The organism is Tritonibacter sp. AK171 (assembly GCF_030127025.1).
Taxonomy (GTDB): domain Bacteria; phylum Pseudomonadota; class Alphaproteobacteria; order Rhodobacterales; family Rhodobacteraceae; genus Epibacterium; species Epibacterium mobile.
The window spans coordinates 946,705-967,482 of record NZ_CP126134.1 but is presented as its reverse complement, the minus strand read 5'-3'; the positions used below and the strand labels follow the sequence as shown (position 1 = coordinate 967,482).

Genomic DNA, 20,778 nt, shown 5'->3' with positions numbered 1-20,778 from the left:
ACCCCTCAAAGCCTATAGGCAGGCACAGGCCCAAAGGTTTCAACCCTCGACCTGAACGCGCTATCAAATCGGCCAAAACCTCCCCTGTGAAGGGGGAAAGGGGGGTGCTCCCGCCCCCTTTTGGTGTTTTGCATGCGCAAAACGCCGAAAAGGCGTTGGGGGTGGCGCCGGGCCCAACCGGATCAGGCATGTTTCATGCCCGCAAGACGGGCGGGAGCTTGCCCCGGCCTGCAGAGGTTCAAATGAGTTTTCGCAAAATGCTCCACAAAAACCATAGGCCATGGGCCGACATCCCGGAGTGCGCAACCTTTTGGTAAGCACTCAGGAATCACACTCCCATAGGTAGATTGACCCCTTCACCATATCGATCAGCGCCATGAGGAGATTGATATCATGACCGCAATTTTGCCGGGACAAGATCCTCGGGTCGCACAGATTTTTCAGGACATGGCCAGCAACCAACGCGCCCTCAAGGATGCTGATGAGGTCGAACAGGCAGGTAAACGCGGCCAGGCGGCCATGCACACCGAATATCAGATGCGGGCAGACGACGGTCTCACCGTCAAGGAAGGCATGGGCGTTGGTGACATCAACCTCACCGCCCAGCGCTATCGCCAGCAGGCCGCGGACATGCGCGTTGCCATTGCAAAACTGCGCGATGAAGATCCCGATCACGCGGATTATGCCACCACAATCGCCATGCAGATCCTCGGGCAGGTCAGCACCGGCGACACGATGGCGGATACGATCCTGATGTCGATCGTGGGCGGTGACGCGACGGATGACACGTTCCTCAGCGCCAAATTCGCCATGCCCGATGCGGTGGGCACCGCAGGCGCGGATGAGGTTTCGGTCGACACCGAGGGTATGATCTTTGGCGTCAAGACCGGCGACGGGGCTGATGTGGTCTCGCTCAGCGGTGCGCAGGTCTTTGACGTCAGCACCGATGCCACACCCACCATTGCCATCACGATTGCGGACAAAAATGGCTCCAAAACCTGGAACAGCGCGCAAACTTTTGCCAATAATGACAGGTTGACCATTCAGGCCGGAACCGCGGGGTCCATCAGCACCGGTGGCGGTGACGACAGGCTCACTATTGATGCGGACAACCTCTACAGCGTCTCCGCTGGCGATGGGAACGACAGGCTGCGGATCTCCGCCGATTATGCGCAGGGCATCAACGCCGGTGCAGGCAATGATATCATCAGCTTACACGCCACAATTGCCGAACGCATCAGCGGCGGCGATGGGGCCGATGCGATTGACGTGACGGCGGCGCGGGGCTCTGTGGATGGCGGTGAGGGCGACGATCTGATCCGCATTTCCGCAACCGAAGCCGTGACCGTAAGCGGGGGGCGTGGCAATGACCTGATCGAGGTACGCAACGGCGGCGGCACCGTCACCCTGTCGCGCAAGACCGGGGACGGCGATGATATCGCCATGCTGGCACCGGGGGCGAACCTGACCATTGCCTCTGCCGCGCCCACCAGCATCACCCGCGAGGGCGACAAACTGCTCCTGCGCTATGCCGATGGCGGCAGCCTCACCCTGAGCGGGATTGATCAGGCGGGAGAGATTTCCCTCGCCAATGCCCGCGGCGGTGATCCGGTACCGCTGCAAATCCCACCGGCAGACGCCAATGGTGTCGATCTGAGGATCTGACATTCGGATCTGTCAGAGGCTAGGGTTGCCGCGCCTTCAGATGACCCCCGGACGACATGAGTATTGGTCTGCACGCAGTGGACGCACTCGCGCCCCGGTGTGCGCGCCGTTCACCGGCGTTGCGCGTATCACTCGAACAAAGACATCTGATCTGGATGCGGCTGCGTGGGTGTCACGGGGCTGTCCGCACGAACTGCACCAACCAACGCGCGGAGATCTCTGGCCAAGTCCGGGCACAGCTCTTGCAGACGCGCGGCCTCCTGCGATGCAAAACTGATTTCGCGCGCGCTCATGTGAAACGGCGCATCCTCGTCTGCCTCCAAGGTTTCGAGCATCTCTTCGATTGACCAGCCATCAGACAGAAACCCGAGTGCCCGCTCAAAACTCTCGTACTCGGGATGCACCCAAGCGGTAATTCCGCGCAAATAGTGGGCAGCCTGCGCGCGATCTGCGCCCTCGATCAACCTGTTCAACGCACGGCAGACCTGCACGGCCCATGGTTCGATCCAAACCACCAGCGCCTCAAACAGCGCATCCGCAGGCGGGATCATCGCGGGTGGTGCCGAGACATGCCAATGACCCAGATCCGCCCCCGAGAGCGGCAATCCTTCGTAGGCGCAGTAGCTTGCAGGCGCACGCTTGGCCAGAGCGAGAAGATGGGCGAAAAAATCAAAGAGCGGTGCCACCGCATCCGCGTGGCGACCTGCGATCTGCCAGAGCCACGGCAGTGCCGCCCAAGTGGCCGGGTAGAGCGATTCCTGATGATAAAGGCGATCCCACAGCAACGTGTTGCACAGCTCCGGGTCCCATTGCTCCAAGAGGCTGGAAAGAGGTCCCCGCACATCCTCCACGCCGTAAGCGCCGGGCAAATGGTCCCAAAGCGGATCATCAAGTGAAAGTTGCATCGTGGTAATATCCGAACTGTAATCTGGTCGAAATGTTACACAACATGCGGCATAGAAAAACCCCGCCCGACGGACCTGTCGGGCGGGGTCTCAATCAGGTTCTGCTCAGCGCAATACTAATTCCGGCATTCCCTTAACCAAATCATCTACCGCCTTCATCTGTATCAGGAATTCTTTCAGGCGATCCAATGGCAACGCGCTCGGGCCATCACACTTGGCGTTGTCTGGGTCAGGATGAGCTTCAAGGAAGAGGCCTGCGATACCCACCGCCAAGCCTGACCGTCCTAGTTCAGCAACTTGGCTGCGTCGACCACCAGATGCATCCGCAGTCGCATCTCTGATTTGCAAAGCATGAGTCACATCGAAAATTACTGGCGCATCCCCGCTGTTTTCCCGCATTGTTCTGATGCCGAGCATATCAACAACCAAGTTATCGTATCCAAAACATGACCCCCGTTCGCACAGCATTACGCTGCTGTTGCCACATTCTTTGAGTTTTTCGATAAGGTTCTTAACCTGTGACGGGCTCATGAACTGCGGTTTTTTCACATTTATTGCTGCGCCAGTGGCGGCTACTGCCGCGATCAAATCTGTCTGGCGGGCCAGAAACGCTGGCACCTGCAATATATCGCAAACCTCCGCTGTTGGGGCGGCCTGCGAAACTTCATGCACGTCTGTAACAACCGGCACGCCAAACTCGGATTTGATTTCCGAAAGCACCTTCAATCCTTCGTCCAGCCCAGGCCCTCTAAACGAGTGGATCGACGACCTGTTTGCTTTGTCGAACGAGGCTTTGAATATATAGGGAATGCCCAACTCCTCGGTAACTTTCGCGAATTCTTCTGCAACACGAAGCGCAATGTCACGGGATTCGATCACATTCATGCCGCCTATTAGCGTCATTGGATTGCGGTTCCCTATGGAGATACCGGCTACTGTAACATCTACCAATTGTTGTCTCCTGCTCTCTATCGCGTAGAGACTTCTAACACAGCAAAATCACTATGAAATCCATTGTTTCTTCAACACCGGTCTTGTTGCGAGACGTCGACGACAGACTTTCGTGCCAGCTGCGGCATTAGTCAACAAGGGCTCGAAGCCGATCTTTGCGGATATGCTTAGCGTTCACAGCATTGCTGGCCAAACACAACATTCGACATAGAAAACCCCGCCCGACGGGTCTGTCGGACGGGGTTCTCAATTCTGTATGTGCCGGTGGCTTTAGAAGCCGCGTGGCGTGGGGTGGTTGGCGTAGATCGCGGCGATTTTCTTTACTGCGTCTTCCGGGCTCATCTCTTCGCTTTCGCCGGTGCGGCGGCTGGTCACCTCGACGACGCCGTTCTTCAGCCCGCGCGGTCCGACAGTGATGCGCCATGGCAGGCCGATAAGGTCCATGCTGGCGAATTTGCCGCCCGCACGTTCCTTGCGATCATCATAAAGCGGCTCCAGACCAATGGCGGTGAGCGCGGCATAGAGCTGCTCGCAGGCGGCATCCGCTTCATCGTCGCCCTGCTTGAGGTTCACGATCCCGCAGTGGAAGGGGGTGACACCTTCGGGCCAGATGATGCCCTTGTCGTCGTGGCTGGCCTCGATGATGGCACCAAGAAGACGCGAGACACCAATCCCGTGCGAGCCCATGTGGACCGGCACGCTGTCGCCCTCGGCGGTCTGCACGGTGGCGCCCAGCGCCTCGGAGTATTTGGTGCCGAAGTAGAAGATCTGGCCAACCTCGATACCGCGGGCGACGCGACGGCGGTCTTCTGGCACCGCGTTGAACAGCGCCTCGTCGTGGGTCTCGTCGGTGCGGGCATATCGGGAGGTGAACTCTTCGAGCACGGCCTGACATTGTTCGACACTGTCATAGTCGATCTCGCGCGCGCCAAAGCTCAGATCGGTGATCTCGCTGTCATAAAAGACCTCCGACTCGCCGGTTTCGGCCAGCACGAGGAATTCGTGGGTGTAGTCACCACCAATCGGGCCACCATCAGCGCGCATCGGGATCGCCTGCAGCCCCATGCGTTCATAGGTGCGCAGGTAGGTGACCAGATGGCGGTTGTAAGCGTGCAGCGCGTCCTCTTTGGTGAGGTCGAAGTTATAGCCGTCCTTCATGTAGAATTCGCGCCCCCGCATCACGCCAAAGCGCGGGCGGATCTCGTCGCGGAATTTCCACTGGATCTGATACATCGTCAGCGGCAGATCTTTGTAGCTGGAAACATTAGAGCGGAAGATGTCGGTGATCAGCTCCTCGGCGGTGGGGGTGAACAGCATATCGCGGTCATGGCGGTCGCGGATGCGCAGCATCTCCTCACCGTAAGCATCATAGCGCCCGGACTCGCGCCACAGGTCGGCCGACTGGATGGTGGGCATCAGCATCGGGATGTGGCCCGCGCGCATCTGCTCCTCATGCACGATGCCTTCGATCTTTTTCAGCGCGCGATAACCCAGCGGCAGCCAGGAGTAGATCCCGGCGGCGGACTGTTTGATCATGCCGGCGCGCAGCATGTAACGGTGGCTGACGACCTGCGCCTCGGAGGGGGTCTCCTTGAGGACAGGCAGGAAATAGCGAGACAGGCGCATAATGGCTCCATGCGGTGAAAGATGTTTCGCCCGGTTTAGTGGCTGCGGCGGGTGTGGACAAGAGTTGAGATCAGACCGCCCTGCCCGCCACCTGTGGGCTGCGGCAGTTCTCAACCCTGACAGGCGCTATCACACGCTAGAGTAATCAACATCAAAATATCTCATATTTGATATTTGAAAATTACGCATCCAATTATCGAGCTTCATTTCCCGAGCGTTTGTCAGTTTTGACATCGTCAATCTAACGCAGACCCCTTACGCAATTTTGCGCTCATTTCACGAAATACCAAATTGCGCTCGCCCGGGATGAGCGGAGCATCCCTGCGCCGGGCGTGTTGCGCAACAGGATCTGGCGGCGACGCTTTTCCCCGGTTCTGGTCTGATGGCCCCGAATGCGGCATGCCGCACGCTCCTCTGAGAACTGAACGAGTCGGTCGATTCTGCACCTTTTGAGAGAATTTTCCCCGTGTCTGAGCGCCAAGGCGGGCTAGACATAAAATTTCGCGACGACTCAGATTTCACGCCGCTCGCTGTCATTAAAGCGTATAACCAATTGGCCCCTCGCCATTTTTGGCGAGGCAATACTTCAAGGCTGCAGCAAAGAAAAATTCCCGCCCGAAAAAATAAATTCAATTCAATATAGTTTTTTGACACATTCGCTCCGATTGTGCGTATTCAATGAATGGAATTTAGTCACAATGTCCGGGCTACCCCATTTTTTCGATGCCCGATCCGCAGATGTTAAAGATGTGTTGTTCATGACCCAAGCTGCAAAATTGACGCCTGATCCCTATGATGTGCAGCTGCGCGAGCTGGGGCTTGTGAAACATGAACGTGAAGCCGACATTGACAATCTGACCACGCTTGCGGCGCGGCTCCTGAATGCGCCGACCGCATTGGTATCGGTGGTGCAGCGCAGTCTGGACCGACAGTTTTTCAAAAGCTGCATCGGTCTGCCGGAACTGTCGAGCGAACTGCGCCAGACGCCGCTGTCGCATTCCTTCTGTCAGTTTGTGCAGGATACCAATCAGCCCTTGGTGGTCACGGACAGTCGCAAGGATGCGCAACTGCGCGACAATGCGGCGGTGATTGATCTGGGCATGGTGGCCTATCTGGGCGTACCGATCCACCTGCCGGATGGCAAACCCATCGGGGCGCTCTGCGTGATTGACCGGGTGCCCCGGCAATGGAGCCATGATGACCTGAAAACCATGCAGCAACTGGGCTGTGCGCTGGATGATATGATTGCGCTAAAGCGGGCACGTGATGTTGCAGCGGATGCGGAGGCGCGTGCGCAGCAGGATGCTGAGGCGCGCAAGACCCATCTTGCTCATATGAGCCATGAAATCCGCACGCCGCTCAATGGGATTATCGGCTCGGTCGATCTGCTGATGCGCGGGGCCTCCAGCCTCAATGCAGATCTGCGGGAACAAAACGATCTGCTGCGCACCATCAACCGTTCTGCCCAGAGCCTGCAGCGCCTGCTGAACGATGCGCTCGATATTGCCAAGATCGACGCAGGTAAGCTGGAGCTGGCCCCGGCCGCCTTTGATCTGCGCGAGGTGGTGAATGATGCGGTCAAACTGTTTTCGGCGCAGGCCAGCCAGAAAGGGGTCGATCTGACCCATAGTTTCCGCGAGATTGATGCCAAGGAATGGCGCTATGGCGATCAGTTCCGCTTGTCGCAGATCCTTGGAAACTTGTTGAGCAATGCGATCAAATTCACCGATCAGGGCACGGTTGGCCTGCATCTGCATGGCACCCCTGACGCGCTGCATCTGACCCTGAGGGACAGCGGCTGCGGGATCGCGTCGGATCGGCTGGACAAGCTGTTCCTCCCTTTCACGCAGGCCAGCGCGCATGTGGCTCATGAAAAAGGTGGCACCGGGTTGGGGCTGACGATCGTGCATCAGATGGTGGAGTTGATGCAAGGGCGCATCCGGGCCGAAAGCACCCCCGGCGAGGGCACCATCTTTCACCTCTACCTGCCGTTGCCGGTGACCGACGCCGAGATTGAACCTGTGATCGAAGAGTTCGATTTCGACGTCCCCACCCGCAGGGCAGAGGACTTGCCGCTGCTGGGCAAACGGGTCTTGGTGGCCGATGACAGCCCGGCCAACCGCTTGGTCCTGCAGAAGATGCTGGAAAACCTCGGGGCGAGTGTCGACAAGGCCTATGACGGCAGCGATGCCTTTGGCCGCGCAGTGACCACCCGCTATGACGTGCTGTTGCTGGACATACAGATGCCGGGCCACAAGGGCACCGAAGTGGTGCGCAAATTGCGCGCGCATCCCCGCCATCTTGCCCATTCCGCGCTATGTATCGCCGTCACTGGCAATACCTATGGCGATCAGGTCGAAGAATATCTGGACGCCGGTTTTGACGCTTGGCTCGGCAAGCCGCTGCGCCAGCCGGACTTGTTGCGGGTGCTCTCCCCGCTGATCCCGGATCTCGAAACAGACGCCTAGCCCTCCAGAGGTAGGAACTGAGGCGCTGCAAACGCCAACTCTCTCTTGCAACTGAAGAGAGCATGGGCGATCACAGACGCATCCGCGAACAGCCATAGCGAGGATGCCGGATCATGGCTCTGCCCGCCCGCAAACAATTGAAATACTGGGGCCTTGCCGCAGTCATATTCGCAGTGATCATGTGGGCGCTTGGCAATGTGCTGATGCCCTTTATCCTTGGTGGGGCGATTGCCTATATCATCGACCCGCTCGCCGACCGGCTGGAGCGGGCGGGACTGAGCCGCGAAGGCGCCACTGCGGTGATCACAGTGGGGGCGGTGCTGATTTTCCTCATCATGCTGCTGCTGATCGTGCCAGCCCTGATCAACCAGATGATCGATCTGGTGCAGACCCTGCCGCAGGCGATGTCGAATCTGCGTTCCTTTGCACAGGAGCATTTCCCGTCGCTGTTTGAAGACAACAGCCAGGTCCGCGAGGCGCTGGCGGGACTTTGGAAAATTGTTCAGGACAAGAGCGTCACCTTGCTGCAGACCTTTGTCGGCTCGGCGATGTCGCTTTTGAATATCGTGGTGCTTCTGGTGATCGTGCCGGTGGTGGCTGTCTATCTCTTGGTGGATTGGGACCGGATGGTGGCGCGCATTGATGATCTGCTGCCGCGCGACCATGCGCCGGTGGTGCGCCATCTGGCGCGCGAGATTGACCGGGTGCTGTCGTCTTTTATTCGCGGCATGGGCATGGTCTGCGTGATCCTTGGCAGCTATTACGCGGTGGCCTTGATGCTGGTGGGGCTGAACTTCGGTCTGGCGGTGGGCTTTGTCGCGGGGCTGGTTACGTTTATCCCCTACCTCGGGGCCATTATTGGCGGTGTTCTGGCCATTGGGCTGGCGCTGTTTCAGTTCTGGGGTGCCGTGGAAGGCGCGGATGGCGAGATGATCCGGCAGGGCACCGACTGGCTGCGGATTGCGCTGGTGGCGGGCATCTTTGTGATCGGCCAGATGGTCGAAGGCAATTTCCTGACGCCCAAGCTGGTGGGGAACTCAGTCGGGCTGCATCCCGTTTGGCTGCTGCTGGCGCTGTCGGTGTTTGGCGCATTGTTCGGCTTTGTCGGCATGTTGATCGCGGTGCCGGTGGCGGCGGTCATCGGGGTGGTTGCACGTTTCGCCGTGGATCAGTATTTGCACAGTCGCCTCTATCAGGGGCTCTCACACCGGGATGCCGCCACCCTCGCGTCTGAGGACCAGCGCTCCGACATCTGAAACATAGGGTTCGACCCGCCCGACCCATACGCATAAAACAAGCAGACTGCCGATGTCCGAACAGCTGAGCTTTGATCTCCCGGCGAAACCCGCGCTGGGGCGGGATGATTTCTTTGTGGCACCATCAAACGCCATGGCGGTCGCACTGATCGACCCGGCCTTTGCGTGGCCTTCGGGAAAGCTGGTCCTGACCGGGCCAAAGGGGTCCGGCAAAACCCACCTCGCCCATGTCTGGGCCAAAGAGAGCGGCGCCCGTGTGGTGCCGGCCCGTGCCCTGACCGAGGCCGATGTGCCCGATCTGGCAAGCGGTCCGGTCGCCATCGAGGATGTTCCGGCAATCGCCGAGGATGCGCGGGCGCAAAAGGCACTGTTTCACCTGCATAATATGGTGCTGACCCATGGGCACCGGCTGATGCTGACGGGCCGCCCTGCCCCAAATCTTTGGGGTCTGGGGTTGGCGGATCTGCAAAGCCGGGTGCAGGCGGCGACCCATGCCGCCCTTGAAGCCCCGGATGACGCGCTGCTGGCGGTGGTGCTGGCAAAACTCTTTAATGACCGACAGATCACCCCCAAGCCCGATGTGATCCCCTATCTGGTCGGGCGAATGGATCGCAGCTTTGCCGCTGCGGCAGCGGTGGTGGATCAGTTGGACCGTCTGGCGCTCGCAGAACAGCGCACCCTCAGCCGCGCGCTGGCGATCCGCATGATGTCGAGCGATCAGGAGGGCTGAGGCGATGGGCAAGCCGCAGGAGAGCGACACAGGACAGTTTTGCGCCCTGCCCGCCCCTGTCTCTGTCTTACCTGCGCCTGTGCCTCAGCCCGCTCAGCGACAGCTGATATCGAGACGCAAGGAAATTGCCGCAATGCTGCATGTGCGAATTGACCTGATCGCCTTGATACCCCATTCTTTCCAAAGTCAAAACGCCCCGGAGCCTGCATGACCATTCAGCCCGCTGCCCCGCACCGTGACCTCGATACAGCGACCTCCGGGTCGGACCCGTCAGAGGCCGCGCGATCTGATGCACCGGCAGAGGATTGGGGCCCCTATGGCCGTCCTCTGTTTAATGACCCCGATGCCCGCGCGCTGAGCCGGGTGGGCGTGGTCGATGTGGGGTCGAACTCTGTGCGGCTGGTGGTGTTTGATGGCGCAGCGCGCAGCCCCGCCTATTTCTACAACGAGAAAATCATGTGTGGCCTTGGCGCGGGTCTGTCCGACACCGGCAAGCTTAACCCCAAGGGCCGCGCCCGCGCGCTGGAAGCGCTCAAGCGGTTTCAGATGCTGGCAAAGGGCCTGCTCAAAGACCCGCTCACTGTGGTGGCGACAGCGGCGGTGCGCGACGCCAGCGATGGGCCGGAGTTCTGCGCAGAGGTTGAGGCCGCGACGGGCCTGCGCATCCGCGTCATCACCGGCGAAGAAGAGGCGCGGCTGTCGGCACAGGGCGTGCTCTTGGGCTGGCCCGGTGCCTATGGGCTGATCTGCGATATCGGCGGCTCCTCCATGGAGTTGGCGGAAATCCACGACGGTGAGGTCGGCAAATGTGTGACCTCGAACCTCGGGCCGCTGAAGCTCAAGGACATCAAAGGCGGTCGCCGGGGCCGCAAGGCGCATATCGACGAGGTGATGGCCTCGCTGCGTGACCAGCTTGGCGATCAGCGGGATCGTCTGTTCCTTGTGGGCGGCAGCTGGCGAGCGATTGCGCGACTGGATATGCTGCGGCGCAACTACCCGCTGACGGTGCAGCACGAATATCGCATGACCGCCAAGGACGTGCGCGAGACGGTCAAATTCATTGAAAAGGGCGATCTGGAAAAGCTGCGCTCCGAGTGCGGCGTATCCTCGGCGCGGATGGCATTGGTGCCTTACGCGATCGATGTGCTCTCGCGCCTTATCAAGACCTTTCGCCCCAAGGATATCGCGATTTCCAGCTATGGGATTCGCGAGGGACTCTTGTATGAACAGATGCCCGACCGTCTGCGCCAGCGCGACCCGCTGATTGAGGCGGCGCGCTTTGCCGAGGCCAAGGACGCGCGGGTGCCGGGCTTTGGCAAGACGCTATACACCTTTGTAAAACCGCTGTTTTCCGGCGCGCCCTACGCCAAGATGCGCCTTGTTAAGGCAGCCTGTGTGCTGCATGACGTCAGTTGGCGCGCGCACCCGGATTATCGCGCCGAGGTCTGTTTTGACAACGCCACCCGCGCCAATCTCGGCGGGCTGAAACACTCCGAACGGATCTTTCTTGGGCTGGCGCTGCTGCACCGCTATCGCAACAAACGGCAGGGCACCCATTTCGAACATCTCTACGATCTGCTGCCGCCGGAAAAACAGAAAGAGGCCGAAATCCTCGGCAAGGCGATGCGCTTTGGCGCGATGCTGATGGTGGGCGAGGATCAGGACATCGGGAGCCTGCGCTGGCAGCCTCGCAAACGCCTCCTGCATGTGGAATTGCCCGCCGCCAGCACCGCGCTGTTTGGCGAGGTGGCAGAGTCGCGGCTGATGTCGCTGGTCAACACGCTAAAGGCCGAGGTGCGGGTGACCGTTGCGGGCACACGCGGCGCGCTGTTGGAAAAGGACGCGCGGGACTAGCGCCTATCCGTCGCGTCCCGGCTCGTTCGGATTGCTGGCATAAAGGGCGATCTTATTGCCCTGCGGGTCGCGCAAATAGCCTACGTAGAACCGCGGACCATAAGCGGCGCGAAAGCCCGGCTGCCCCTCGTCGCTGCCGCCCGCGCGCAGCGCTGCGGCGTGGAGGTCGCGGACCTGCGCTTGGCTTTGCGCCTCAAACGCCACCATCGCGCCATTGCCCGCCGAGGCAGGCCGCCCGTCAAAGGTGGGTTTCACGTAATAGTCAGGCGCGACCGGTGACTGCCCGGTTGCTGTCGGCAAGACATAACTCAGCCCCTCTGGCCCCTCTGTTAGCGTATAGCCAAGAGCGGGCATAAAGGCGGAATAGAACCTCTTGGCGCGCGGGATGTCATCCGCGCCGACCGTAACATATGAGATCATGACCTTCTTTCCCCGCGGCAGATCATAGCTCGATGCTGCCGTCCTCAGTCGCTTTTGGCGTGGTCTCGGGCTGTGGGTCCTTGCGGCGGATGATGATGTCGCCGTTGGGCAGGATTTCAGGCATCTCATAGACGCTCCAGTCCTCCACCTGATCGGCGATATCCGCCAGCGCAGGCCCCATTTCGGTGAGGAAGCTGCGCATGGAGGGGCCGATTTCCGCAAAGAGGCGCGCGGCCTCTTCGAGCGTCGGCTCCATCTCGCGGCGCAGCCCCTCGAAGAACAGCTCCATCCCGCGATCCATCAGTGTGGGGCCTTCGTCCGTCGGGGCGTCTTCTGCGGCGAGCGGCAGTGCCAACAGGGCCGCAACCCCGGCCCCAAGGGCAAGGCGGCGAAACATGCGGGGGCGAATATCCTGTGTCATGGCTTAGAGTATAGCGCGCTTCTGTAACAGGCATAGGGGGACAAATCCGCGCCGCTTACCCCCGCCACATCGGCTTGGCGATCTCTTGCCGAAGGGCGGCGCGGGTCCAGCCTGCGTCGTGCAAGGCGCTGTCGGGCGCGCCGAGCAACTCGCGTGCCAGCATCAGGCGCAGACGACGCCGGGCAAGCCACAGCGCCAGCCCCCGCTGATCCTGGGCGTAACAGGTCGGGCGCAAGGGGCGCACGTGCGGCAGGGTCAGAATATCGGCAGACATAAGAGGCTCCTTTGTTCCAATACCGCCAGCTTAGCCCTATAGTGACCACAGAAAAATTGAGTTCTTCTCCTGCCCTTTGGTCTTTCTAGGAACATATGAGACATCTGCCTCCCCTCTCCGCCCTGCCCGCATTCGAGGCCACCGCCCGGCTTGGATCCGTCACCGCTGCGGCCGCCGAACTGGGCCGGACCCATAGCGCCATCAGCAAGCAGCTGCGTCATCTGGGCGAGGATCTGGGCGGCGCGCTGTTTGAAAAGGACGGCACCGGATTGCGACTGACCCAGCGCGGTGCACAGTTGCAGGCGGAGCTGCGGCCCATGCTGGACCGGCTGGATCATGTGGCGCAGCAGTTGCGACAGCAGCAGGATCAGCGCCGGGTGCGACTGGCGGTGAGCGCCACCTTCGCCACCCGCTGGCTGACCCCGCGCCTGCCCCGGTTTTATGCGCAGCACCCCGATGTGGAGGTGGATCTGCTGATGTCCGGACCCCACCGCGACATGCGCGACACCTATGATCTGATCCTGAGCTATGACCGTCTGCGCGGCCCTCTGCGGGACACGCGCAAGCCCGAAATCCTTGGCGATACCTCTTATGGTCCGGTCTGTGCGCCGGGCTATCCGCTGGTGCAATCGCCCGAGGGCTGGCGCGCGGAGCTGCGTTTGGTGCATGCAGGCGCGCCGCAATCCTGGGACGCGTGGTGCCGTCTGAGCGGCATGGCCCTGCTCGCGGCGCGTGAGAGCGCCTATCCGCACCACATCCTCGCACTGGAGGCGGCGGCAGCGGGGCTTGGCGTGGCAGTGGCAGAGCGGCGGCTGGTGGCGGATGATCTGGCCTCGGGGCGGCTGATTGCGCCGCTGGGGTTTGTGCGCGTGTCCAATGGCTTGCAGGCGATTGTCACCCCCGCAGGTGAGACCAGCGGCCAACACAAACATGCGGTGCGCGCGGTGCTGGACTGGCTGCGCGCCAGCGTCGCCGAAGAAAACACACAGGATTAGCCGGAGGCAAACTCCAGATCCAGCGTGACCGGGAAATGGTCTGATGCGGTCAACAGCGCCTGACAGAGCGTGGGCGTGCCATAGCAGGCGGCATCCTCAAACGGGTGCCAGATGCGCCATTTCGGCTGATGCGCCTGCAAGGGTGGCGAGATCATAATGTAATCCAGCAGCGCCTGAAAATACCGCCCTTCCAGATGGTTATAGAACCGCGCTGAGGTCGGCAGCCCCTGTTGATTGGGCCGAAGCAAATGACGCGCGTGGGGGTCAAACAGCTCTGCCCCCATGATGATTTCCACCGAAGAGCGGCCAAAGAGCGCCTCGTAGACATCAAGGCCGGGACCGTCGTTCAAATCCCCCATCACGACCAGCGGATCGCCCGCCTCCAGATGGTCCTCCACCCGCGCCCTGAGCCAGACCGCCTGCGCCAGTTGCTTGCGGCGGTTGGCAATGGAGATCGCGCGGGCTTCTTCCGGGGTGCGCGCGCCATGGGGGGCCTTGGATTTCAGATGCGCGCCGATCAGGCGAAAGGGCATGCCATCCGCCGGGGTCACCATAAGCTCCATCGGGGGTTTGGAAAACCGCACCATATCGGCCTTGGCATCCACGTCGAGGTCGATTTCAAACGTCGCATCAAACCGGGGTGCGCGGGGCGATGAGATGGGCGCATGTTCCGCCTGCATCACATTGGAATCAAACAGGAATGCGATTTCTTGACGGGTGTCATTGGCAAAGCCCATCACCACGTCCCTTGTGCGCAGATCACCCCATTCGGCAAACCGCGTGAGGGCGCGCACGGTGCTTTGACGTTTGCCGGTGTCGGGGCCCTCAATGATGGTAATGCCATCGGCATCAATGGCGCGCAGCACATCGGCAATGGCCTCGGCCTGCGCACGGCGGCTGACCTCGTGACGGGCGGAGGGGGCCGCATCCAGACGCAAGTGATCGCTCTCGTCAAAGAGCGCCTCGAACCATTCGATATTATACGTGCTCAGGCGCATGATCGCGGGCTTGCGCCTTGCCACTGAGGTCTTCCCACGCGCGGTTGATGTCGATCATGCGCTTTTCGGCCAGCCGGATCGCTTCTTGCGGGACGCCGCGCGCGATCATCGCGTCGGGGTGATTGTCGCGCACCAGCCGACGCCAGATGCGGCGAATGTCTTCCATCGGGGTGCCGGGGGCGACGCCCAGCACCTCATGCGGGTCCTTGGGGGCATCCTCGACAAACCGCGCCCGAAGCGAGCGGAACTGTGCCTCGGACTGGCCAAAGATGCGGCTCACCTCCTCAAGGAACACGTCCTCATTGGGGTGATAGAACCCGTCGGCAATGGCGATGTGAAACAGCCCCTCCATCAGGTCACAAAGCGTTTCGGGATCATCCGAGAACATCGCCCGGATGCGGCGGGCATAATCGTCGTAGCCTGCGATATCCTGCCGGGCGAGATTGAAGACCCGCGCCGCCTGCGCCTCATCCTCGGCGGCGATCTGGAACACCTCGCGAAAGGCGGCGACCTCATCGCGGGTCACCTGCCCGTCGGCCTTGGCCATTTTGGCCCCCAGCGCAATCACCGCGATGGTGAAGCCGACGGAGCGTTCCGGCGGCGTGCGCAGGCGGTCGAACACCTCGGCCAGGCTTTCGCCCTGCGTCAGCGCCGCAAGCGCCTCGGTTATGCGGGTCCAGAGTGACATAAGGCCAGTTTAGCCGGGATTGGCTGCGCTGTCAGGCGGGGCAATGCCGTCCTCACGCAGAATTTTCTGCATCAGCACAAGATCGAGCCACTGATCCCATTTGCGCCCCACCTGCGGCAGGCGTCCGACCTCAGTATAGCCACAGGCGGCGTGGAACTGTTGGGCGGTGGGGTTGGCGCTGCTGATGGCAGCGACCATGACGTGGATGCCGCCTTCAATGGCTCGGTTTTCCAGGTCTGTCAGGAGCTTACGGCCTGCCCCTCGTCCACGGGCGGCCTCGGAGAGGTAGATCGACAGCTCTGCCGTGTGGCGATAGCCTTCGCTGCTGCGGAAGCCCGTGTAGGTGGCGTAGCCAAGGAAGTCCCCATCCGTATCTTCGGCCACCAGAATGGGCGGATCACCATAGAGGATATCGTCCTGCCAGTCGCTGAGCGAGCGCGCCTCGGTGGCGAAGGTCATAAGCGTGGTGTCAACGATGTGGCGCTGCAGATGCGTGATCGCCTCGGTATCGCGGTCGCGGGCGGGTCTGATCCGCGTCGTCTGTGCGGCGGTCATGACAGATGGCGCAGCCCGTGCGGCGTGTCGATTTCCGCTCGTAGCGCTGCGGGGCCGGGTTCAAACACCACCCGCGCATCACCAAGCGGCAGCAGCTCTGCCAGAGCCTGCGCCTCCGGGTGGGAGACCACCAGACGACGCAGGCTACAGCCCTGTTGCGTCAGGCGCGGTGCAGGGTGCGGCCCCTGCCACTGGATCAGCGCGGGAAAGATATTGTCATAGGGCAGGATGCCGCTGTTGGGCACCGCCATCTGCCAGCTGAGATCCCCACGGGTGAGCGAGCCCGGCGCACCCGCATCCACCGACAGCGCGGCCAGCGTGCTGGCCAGATCGCTGCTGCGGCAGATCCAATTGGTGATCCGGGCCGCACCTGCAAACCGGTCCAGATCAAACCAGCGCGGCTGACGCTCCGGCGTGGCCTCCGGGTCGATGGCGATGGCCTCCAGATAAAGCCCGTCTGCCAGCCCCAGAAGACGGTTGTGGGTGCCAAAGACCACATGTTCCCCGCCCGGCTGCAGGGGCACGCCAAGTGCTTCCTCGACATGGGCGGTGGCCTCGGCCAACGTGTTGGCGGCAATGGCGAAATGGTCGAGTTCCATGGTGAGGTCCCTTGGCTGGATCGGTGTGGTCCTGGGCGGCAGCCTAGCAAATCCGGGGGGGAAGGAAACCCGCATTGCACGCGGATCGCAGAGGCATGGCGGTCTTGATCTACGGCTTTCGTGTTTTGCGCTTGATCTAAAGTGAGCTTGAGGAATTACGGTGTGAGTCGCCGCCCCGGTTGTGCTGCTCTGCACCCCACGGGACGCACCGACGATGACTGGAGCTCACATATGCACGACCCTCTGACGCCTGAAGACTGGGCAGCAAACCACATCCTTGGCATCTATGAGACGCATCTGCCGGTGCGGGATCTGGACCGTTCGCTGGCGTTTTATACCGGCCAGTTGGGATTAAAGCTGGCGCATCGTCTGCCCGCGCGCAATGTCGCCTTTGTCTGGGCCGGCCCCAAGGAGGTGGGCATGCTGGGCCTCTGGGGGGCGGGCAGCGCGCCGCTGAGCATGACGATGCATTTTGCGTTTCGCGCGACAAAATCCGCCGTGTTGAGCGCCTGTGAGGTATTGCCGAGCCGGGGCATCACGCCGCTTGGCTTTGGTGGAACACCGGTCACCGAACCGGTGGTGTTTGGCTGGATGCCTGCGATGTCGATCTATTTCAAGGACCCTGACGGCCATTCCATCGAGATGCTGCATATGCTGGAAGATGAGCCGGATGCGGGTTTCGGCGTGCAGGGCTATTCCGACTGGCTCAACCGGGCGTAACAGGCGCGATAACCGGGGCCGCTCCCGCCCGTCCCGGTGGCATGGCACATGCCACCACGCCCGTTGGGCGTGGCGCGTCGCACCCAATGGGTGCGACGCGCGCAGCCGACCCTCTCGTTGAGGGTCGGCTGCCACCGCCAGGATGAGACCCAGCGCCCAACGTCAGAACTCTAGTCTTCGGTGATTTCATACGCGCGACGTATGCCCTGCGTTTTTTGGCCCCAGAGGGAGGCCCCTGCCCGCAGTTGATGCGCGTCAAACGCCGTGCGATCCGTAAAACACTCCTCCACCCGCCAGACGGATGGATCATCGGTTTGCGTCACTTCAAAGGACAAGCACCCCGGCTCCGCCCGCGTGAGGCGGATGTGCTCCGGCAGATATTGCGCCACCAGGGCCCGCTCCTGCGCCGAGGCGCAGAAGAGATGACCCGAGAGGTGCAAGCGGCCCTTGGGGGGTGCATCGCTCATATCGCACCCCTCGCGTCAGCTGCGGGCATCGCGGATCAGCTCCAGAATGTCTTGCGCGGCGGTGGGGATATTGGTGCCGGGGCCAAAAATGGCCTTCACCCCTGCCTTATACAGGAACTCATAATCCTGCTGCGGGATCACCCCGCCACAGATCACGATGATATCCTCGGCCCCTTGCGCCTTCAGCTCGGCGATCAGCTGCGGTGCCAGCGTCTTATGCCCCGCCGCCTGAGAGGAGATGCCGATCACATGCACGTCATTGTCGATGGCGTCTTGCGCGGCCTCGGCCGGGGTCTGGAACAGCGGCCCCACATCCACGTCAAAGCCGATGTCGGCAAAGGCGGTGGCGATCACCTTGGCGCCCCGGTCATGGCCGTCCTGCCCCATCTTGACCACCAGAAGACGCGGGCGGCGGCCCTCTTCTTCGGCAAAGGTCTCAATAGATTTCTGGATCGCGGCAAAGCCTTCGTCGCCCTCATAGGCCGCGCCATACACACCGGCGAGGGTTTTCACCTCGGCGCGGTGGCGGCCGAACTCTTTTTCCATTGCCATGCTGATTTCTCCGACTGAGGCCCGGGCGCGGGCAGCCTCGACCGCCGCTTCGAGCAGGTTGCCGCCCTCGGACGCGCGGCGGGTCAGCTCGGCCAGTGCCGCCTCGCAGGCCGCCGTATCACGGCTGGCGCGGATCTGTTCGAGCCGGGCGATCTGGCTGTCGCGCACCTTGACGTTGTCCACATCAAGAATGTCGATCGGGTCTTCCTTGTCCTTGCGGTATTTGTTGACGCCGACGATCACCTCTTCGCCGCGGTCGATCATCGCCTGACGGCGGGCGGCGGTTTCCTCGATGCGCAGCTTGGGCATGCCGGAGGCCACGGCCTTGGTCATGCCGCCCATCTCCTCGACTTCCTGCATCATCGCCCAGGCCTTATCGACGAGCTCTGCGGTGAGGCTTTCGACATAATAGCTGCCGGCGAGTGGATCGACGACATTGGTGACGCCGGTTTCTTCCTGCAAGATCAACTGGGTATTGCGCGCAATTCGGGCAGAAAAATCGGTGGGCAGCGCGATCGCCTCATCAAGCGCATTGGTGTGCAGACTTTGCGTGCCGCCCAGAACCGCGCTCATCGCCTCGTAGGCGGTGCGGATCACGTTGTTGTAGGGATCCTGTTCCTGCAGGCTCACGCCCGAGGTCTGGCAATGGGTGCGCAGCATCTTGGAGCGTTCGGATTTGGCGTCAAACTCCGTCATCACCCGATGCCAGAGCGTGCGGGCGGCGCGCAGCTTGGCGGATTCCATGAAAAAGTTCATGCCAATCGCAAAGAAGAACGACAGGCGGCCTGCAAATTTGTCCACGTCCATGCCCGCCTCGATGGCGGCTTTGACGTATTCGCGCCCATCCGCCAGCGTATAGGCGAGTTCCTGAACGAGGTTCGCGCCCGCCTCCTGCATGTGGTAGCCGGAGATCGAGATGGAGTTGAATTTCGGCATCTCGTTTGAGGTGTATTCAATGATATCCGCAATGATCCGCATCGAGGGTTCGGGCGGATAGATATAGGTGTTGCGGACCATGAACTCCTTGAGGATGTCGTTCTGAATGGTCCCGGAGAGGAGCGCCTTGTCGTGGCCCTGTTCTTCGCCTGCGACGATGAAGGAGGCCAGGATCGGGATCACCGCACCATTCATGGTCATGGAGACCGAAACCTGATCCAGCGGGATGCCGTCAAAGAGGATTTTCATATCCTCGACGCTGTCGATGGCCACACCCGCCTTGCCAACGTCGCCCATCACCCGTTCATGGTCACTGTCATAGCCGCGGTGGGTGGCGAGATCGAAGGCGACGGAGACGCCTTGCTGACCGGCGGCAAGGTTGCGGCGGTAAAAGGCGTTGGATTCCTCGGCCGTGGAAAAGCCCGCATATTGGCGGATGGTCCAGGGGCGGCCTGCGTACATGGTGGCCTTTACCCCGCGGGTGAAAGGGCCAAAGCCTGGCAGAGTCCCCATATGGCCAAGGTTTGCGGTATCCTCAGCCGTATAGATTGGCTTTACGTCGATGCCCTCCAAGGTCTGCCAGGTGAGATCCTCGAGCGGGCGGCCGCGCAGTTCTTTTTCAGCCAGTGCCCGCCAATCGTCCGGTGTCTGGGTCATGCAATCGTCCTCTTGTCAGATCTTCCTGCGCGATTTGGTCAGGCGCAGGTGTGTTGGTGGTCGTGTCCGATTTATTCGGATCTTCGGCCAGTTCAGCGAGGCCATCGGCCCCGCCGACCAGCCACATCATATCATCATAGTAACTCTCGCGCAGGCGCGCGGCCTCAACCTCGGAAAAGGGCATCCAGCGGCCCTCCCCTTCGGGCAGGAGGTTGGTGATGCGCTTTGGCAGTTCTGCACGCAGTTCCGGCAGGCGCAGACTGGCGTTCAGGCGAAAGCTGCCACGCACCCGCGGGCAGTCAACGCCGGTCACCGCCGAAAGCTGTGCTTCGGGCTGCGCTGCGAAAACCTCATGTGCAAAGACCCGGATGCGGGCTCCGGGCATGGCGCAATAAATGTCCTGAATAACATCACGCCAGCTGCGCGTGGCCTCTGCGATGCGCGACAGTGTTCGCGCGTTGGGCAGACGCAGGGAGTGTTCAAGCCGCACCGCCATGGCGGAGGCCCAGAAGCTCTCCGGGCTGCGGATATTGAGCATCACATCCGTAACAGCGCCGGAAAAAGCATGATCCAGCCGAGACAGATGTTCGCCCGCACCGGGATAGAGCGCGCCCAATGCAAAGCACTGTTCCAGCGGTTGCAGCATGGCCGCATCAGAGATCACCACAGCGGCAGTGCCTGCGTTATGCAACCCCGCCAACTGCAAGGAGATCCGCCCGCGCGCGCGTTCAACCGGGTTGCGCCCGGTGACAGAAATCGCCCCCGGCTGCACCCCGTGCAACAGCCCCTTGCGCGTGCGCTCCGGTCCCATGAACGCAATGCCGTGTTGCGACAGGGTTTCGCTTTTGCGGGTCATATAGTTCTGAAAGCTGCGGGTGGCGCAGCGGTGGGCACCGATATGCAAAATGACTTTCATCGCAGGTTCTCCTTGCGCAGGCTGAGGGCTCTGCAGAAAACCATGCGCGAAAGGGGTTCCTTCACGCTTAACAGAAGATGATTTTTTTGTGTCCTTGGGGGTTTCAGCGGTCGCTTTTACGCTGG

General features: G+C 61.3%; 20 protein-coding genes. 7 read left to right on the top strand and 13 right to left on the bottom strand.

What is annotated here, in order from left to right; all coding sequences use genetic code 11:
* The first annotated feature begins 393 nt into the window (after nucleotides 1-393).
* Nucleotides 394-1,665, top strand: coding sequence for a calcium-binding protein (locus QNI81_RS04620; protein ID WP_283967523.1), 1,272 nt, complete (start codon nucleotides 394-396; stop codon nucleotides 1,663-1,665).
* A 128-nt stretch (nucleotides 1,666-1,793) separates the two neighbouring features.
* On the opposite strand, the gene QNI81_RS04615 is transcribed toward QNI81_RS04620, so the two are convergent.
* From QNI81_RS04615 to proS, 3 genes are all read right to left on the bottom strand, one after another.
* On the bottom strand, nucleotides 1,794-2,570 hold the full coding sequence (locus tag QNI81_RS04615; protein WP_283967522.1) for a hypothetical protein: 777 nt from the start codon (nucleotides 2,568-2,570) through the stop codon (nucleotides 1,794-1,796).
* Between the two features lie 105 nt (nucleotides 2,571-2,675).
* Entirely contained in the window at nucleotides 2,676-3,521 is an 846-nt protein-coding gene (kdsA, locus tag QNI81_RS04610) for a 3-deoxy-8-phosphooctulonate synthase (RefSeq protein ID WP_283967521.1), read from the bottom strand.
* A gap of 270 nt (nucleotides 3,522-3,791) precedes the next feature.
* The gene (proS, locus tag QNI81_RS04605; protein WP_283967520.1) at nucleotides 3,792-5,147 is read right to left on the bottom strand and encodes a proline--tRNA ligase; all 1,356 of its coding nucleotides are present in this window, start codon (nucleotides 5,145-5,147) and stop codon (nucleotides 3,792-3,794) included.
* Nucleotides 5,148-5,905: 758 nt separating this feature from the next.
* On the opposite strand from proS, the gene QNI81_RS04600 reads away from it, so the two are divergent.
* From QNI81_RS04600 to QNI81_RS04585, 4 genes are all read left to right on the top strand, one after another.
* Nucleotides 5,906-7,615 carry an ATP-binding protein gene (locus QNI81_RS04600; protein WP_283967519.1) on the top strand — a complete coding sequence of 570 codons (1,710 nt, stop codon included), beginning with the start codon at nucleotides 5,906-5,908 and terminating at the stop codon, nucleotides 7,613-7,615.
* 113 nt (nucleotides 7,616-7,728) lie between these two features.
* The gene (locus QNI81_RS04595; protein ID WP_283967518.1) at nucleotides 7,729-8,871 is read left to right on the top strand and encodes an AI-2E family transporter; all 1,143 of its coding nucleotides are present in this window, start codon (nucleotides 7,729-7,731) and stop codon (nucleotides 8,869-8,871) included.
* A 52-nt stretch (nucleotides 8,872-8,923) separates the two neighbouring features.
* Nucleotides 8,924-9,601: a P-loop NTPase family protein gene (locus QNI81_RS04590; protein WP_009177103.1), complete on the top strand. Its 678-nt coding sequence runs from the start codon at nucleotides 8,924-8,926 to the stop codon at nucleotides 9,599-9,601.
* Between the two features lie 207 nt (nucleotides 9,602-9,808).
* Complete coding sequence (locus QNI81_RS04585) at nucleotides 9,809-11,455, top strand: Ppx/GppA family phosphatase (protein WP_046002003.1); 1,647 nt, start codon at nucleotides 9,809-9,811, stop codon at nucleotides 11,453-11,455.
* Nucleotides 11,456-11,458: 3 nt separating this feature from the next.
* On the opposite strand, the gene QNI81_RS04580 is transcribed toward QNI81_RS04585, so the two are convergent.
* The 3 genes from QNI81_RS04580 to QNI81_RS04570 all read right to left on the bottom strand — a co-directional run bounded on the left by QNI81_RS04580 (nucleotide 11,459) and on the right by QNI81_RS04570 (nucleotide 12,570).
* Nucleotides 11,459-11,875: a VOC family protein gene (locus QNI81_RS04580; protein ID WP_283967517.1), complete on the bottom strand. Its 417-nt coding sequence runs from the start codon at nucleotides 11,873-11,875 to the stop codon at nucleotides 11,459-11,461.
* A 22-nt stretch (nucleotides 11,876-11,897) separates the two neighbouring features.
* On the bottom strand, nucleotides 11,898-12,272 hold the full coding sequence (locus QNI81_RS04575) for a hypothetical protein (protein WP_009176596.1): 375 nt from the start codon (nucleotides 12,270-12,272) through the stop codon (nucleotides 11,898-11,900).
* 79 nt (nucleotides 12,273-12,351) lie between these two features.
* Nucleotides 12,352-12,570, bottom strand: coding sequence for a hypothetical protein (locus QNI81_RS04570; RefSeq protein WP_110364119.1), 219 nt, complete (start codon nucleotides 12,568-12,570; stop codon nucleotides 12,352-12,354).
* Nucleotides 12,571-12,665: 95 nt separating this feature from the next.
* Here QNI81_RS04570 and QNI81_RS04565 point away from each other — a divergent pair, with 95 nt between their 5' ends.
* Nucleotides 12,666-13,565, top strand: coding sequence for a LysR family transcriptional regulator (locus QNI81_RS04565; RefSeq protein WP_283967516.1), 900 nt, complete (start codon nucleotides 12,666-12,668; stop codon nucleotides 13,563-13,565).
* Here QNI81_RS04565 and QNI81_RS04560 read toward each other — a convergent pair.
* The 4 genes from QNI81_RS04560 to QNI81_RS04545 are packed head-to-tail and all read right to left on the bottom strand — an operon-like array spanning nucleotide 13,562 to nucleotide 16,405.
* Complete coding sequence (locus QNI81_RS04560; RefSeq protein ID WP_283967515.1) at nucleotides 13,562-14,563, bottom strand: endonuclease/exonuclease/phosphatase family protein; 1,002 nt, start codon at nucleotides 14,561-14,563, stop codon at nucleotides 13,562-13,564. The two genes, QNI81_RS04565 and QNI81_RS04560, sit on opposite strands and share 4 nt — an antisense overlap.
* The gene (locus QNI81_RS04555; RefSeq protein WP_009176686.1) at nucleotides 14,544-15,251 is read right to left on the bottom strand and encodes a molecular chaperone DjiA; all 708 of its coding nucleotides are present in this window, start codon (nucleotides 15,249-15,251) and stop codon (nucleotides 14,544-14,546) included. The genes QNI81_RS04560 and QNI81_RS04555 overlap by 20 nt, the downstream gene beginning before the upstream one ends.
* A gap of 9 nt (nucleotides 15,252-15,260) precedes the next feature.
* The gene (locus QNI81_RS04550) at nucleotides 15,261-15,806 is read right to left on the bottom strand and encodes a GNAT family N-acetyltransferase (RefSeq protein WP_283967514.1); all 546 of its coding nucleotides are present in this window, start codon (nucleotides 15,804-15,806) and stop codon (nucleotides 15,261-15,263) included.
* On the bottom strand, nucleotides 15,803-16,405 hold the full coding sequence (locus QNI81_RS04545; protein WP_283967513.1) for a VOC family protein: 603 nt from the start codon (nucleotides 16,403-16,405) through the stop codon (nucleotides 15,803-15,805). The genes QNI81_RS04550 and QNI81_RS04545 overlap by 4 nt, the downstream gene beginning before the upstream one ends.
* 231 nt (nucleotides 16,406-16,636) lie before the next feature.
* Here QNI81_RS04545 and QNI81_RS04540 point away from each other — a divergent pair, with 231 nt between their 5' ends.
* Nucleotides 16,637-17,125, top strand: a complete 489-nt coding sequence (locus QNI81_RS04540) for a VOC family protein (RefSeq protein WP_283967512.1) — start codon at nucleotides 16,637-16,639, stop codon at nucleotides 17,123-17,125.
* Between the two features lie 170 nt (nucleotides 17,126-17,295).
* Here QNI81_RS04540 and QNI81_RS04535 read toward each other — a convergent pair whose 3' ends face one another.
* The 3 genes from QNI81_RS04535 to QNI81_RS04525 are packed head-to-tail and all read right to left on the bottom strand — an operon-like array spanning nucleotide 17,296 to nucleotide 20,653.
* Nucleotides 17,296-17,592 (bottom strand): putative quinol monooxygenase, encoded by a 297-nt coding sequence (locus QNI81_RS04535; protein ID WP_283967511.1) that lies wholly within the window; start codon nucleotides 17,590-17,592, stop codon nucleotides 17,296-17,298.
* Between the two features lie 15 nt (nucleotides 17,593-17,607).
* Entirely contained in the window at nucleotides 17,608-19,737 is a 2,130-nt protein-coding gene (gene scpA, locus QNI81_RS04530) for a methylmalonyl-CoA mutase (protein WP_283967510.1), read from the bottom strand.
* On the bottom strand, nucleotides 19,700-20,653 hold the full coding sequence (locus QNI81_RS04525) for a hypothetical protein (protein WP_283967509.1): 954 nt from the start codon (nucleotides 20,651-20,653) through the stop codon (nucleotides 19,700-19,702). Before QNI81_RS04525 ends, scpA begins: the two co-directional genes overlap by 38 nt.
* Nucleotides 20,654-20,778: the final 125 nt, after the last annotated feature.

Excerpts from the sequence above, each read along its gene's own strand:
- QNI81_RS04600 (WP_283967519.1), top strand. The coding sequence starts at position 5,906 with ATGACCCAAGCTGCAAAATTGACGCCTGATCCCTATGATGTGCAGCTG.
- QNI81_RS04620 (WP_283967523.1), top strand. The coding sequence starts at position 394 with ATGACCGCAATTTTGCCGGGACAAGATCCTCGGGTCGCACAGATTTTT.
- QNI81_RS04585 (WP_046002003.1), top strand. The coding sequence starts at position 9,809 with ATGACCATTCAGCCCGCTGCCCCGCACCGTGACCTCGATACAGCGACC.
- QNI81_RS04575 (WP_009176596.1), bottom strand. The coding sequence starts at position 12,272 with ATGTTTCGCCGCCTTGCCCTTGGGGCCGGGGTTGCGGCCCTGTTGGCA.
- QNI81_RS04565 (WP_283967516.1), top strand. The coding sequence starts at position 12,666 with ATGAGACATCTGCCTCCCCTCTCCGCCCTGCCCGCATTCGAGGCCACC.
- QNI81_RS04550 (WP_283967514.1), bottom strand. The coding sequence starts at position 15,806 with ATGACCGCCGCACAGACGACGCGGATCAGACCCGCCCGCGACCGCGAT.
- QNI81_RS04595 (WP_283967518.1), top strand. The coding sequence starts at position 7,729 with ATGGCTCTGCCCGCCCGCAAACAATTGAAATACTGGGGCCTTGCCGCA.
- QNI81_RS04560 (WP_283967515.1), bottom strand. The coding sequence starts at position 14,563 with ATGCGCCTGAGCACGTATAATATCGAATGGTTCGAGGCGCTCTTTGAC.
- QNI81_RS04570 (WP_110364119.1), bottom strand. The coding sequence starts at position 12,570 with ATGTCTGCCGATATTCTGACCCTGCCGCACGTGCGCCCCTTGCGCCCG.
- scpA (WP_283967510.1), bottom strand. The coding sequence starts at position 19,737 with ATGACCCAGACACCGGACGATTGGCGGGCACTGGCTGAAAAAGAACTG.
- QNI81_RS04545 (WP_283967513.1), bottom strand. The coding sequence starts at position 16,405 with ATGGAACTCGACCATTTCGCCATTGCCGCCAACACGTTGGCCGAGGCC.
- QNI81_RS04525 (WP_283967509.1), bottom strand. The coding sequence starts at position 20,653 with ATGAAAGTCATTTTGCATATCGGTGCCCACCGCTGCGCCACCCGCAGC.
- proS (WP_283967520.1), bottom strand. The coding sequence starts at position 5,147 with ATGCGCCTGTCTCGCTATTTCCTGCCTGTCCTCAAGGAGACCCCCTCC.
- QNI81_RS04540 (WP_283967512.1), top strand. The coding sequence starts at position 16,637 with ATGCACGACCCTCTGACGCCTGAAGACTGGGCAGCAAACCACATCCTT.
- QNI81_RS04535 (WP_283967511.1), bottom strand. The coding sequence starts at position 17,592 with ATGAGCGATGCACCCCCCAAGGGCCGCTTGCACCTCTCGGGTCATCTC.
- QNI81_RS04615 (WP_283967522.1), bottom strand. The coding sequence starts at position 2,570 with ATGCAACTTTCACTTGATGATCCGCTTTGGGACCATTTGCCCGGCGCT.
- QNI81_RS04555 (WP_009176686.1), bottom strand. The coding sequence starts at position 15,251 with ATGTCACTCTGGACCCGCATAACCGAGGCGCTTGCGGCGCTGACGCAG.
- QNI81_RS04590 (WP_009177103.1), top strand. The coding sequence starts at position 8,924 with ATGTCCGAACAGCTGAGCTTTGATCTCCCGGCGAAACCCGCGCTGGGG.
- QNI81_RS04580 (WP_283967517.1), bottom strand. The coding sequence starts at position 11,875 with ATGATCTCATATGTTACGGTCGGCGCGGATGACATCCCGCGCGCCAAG.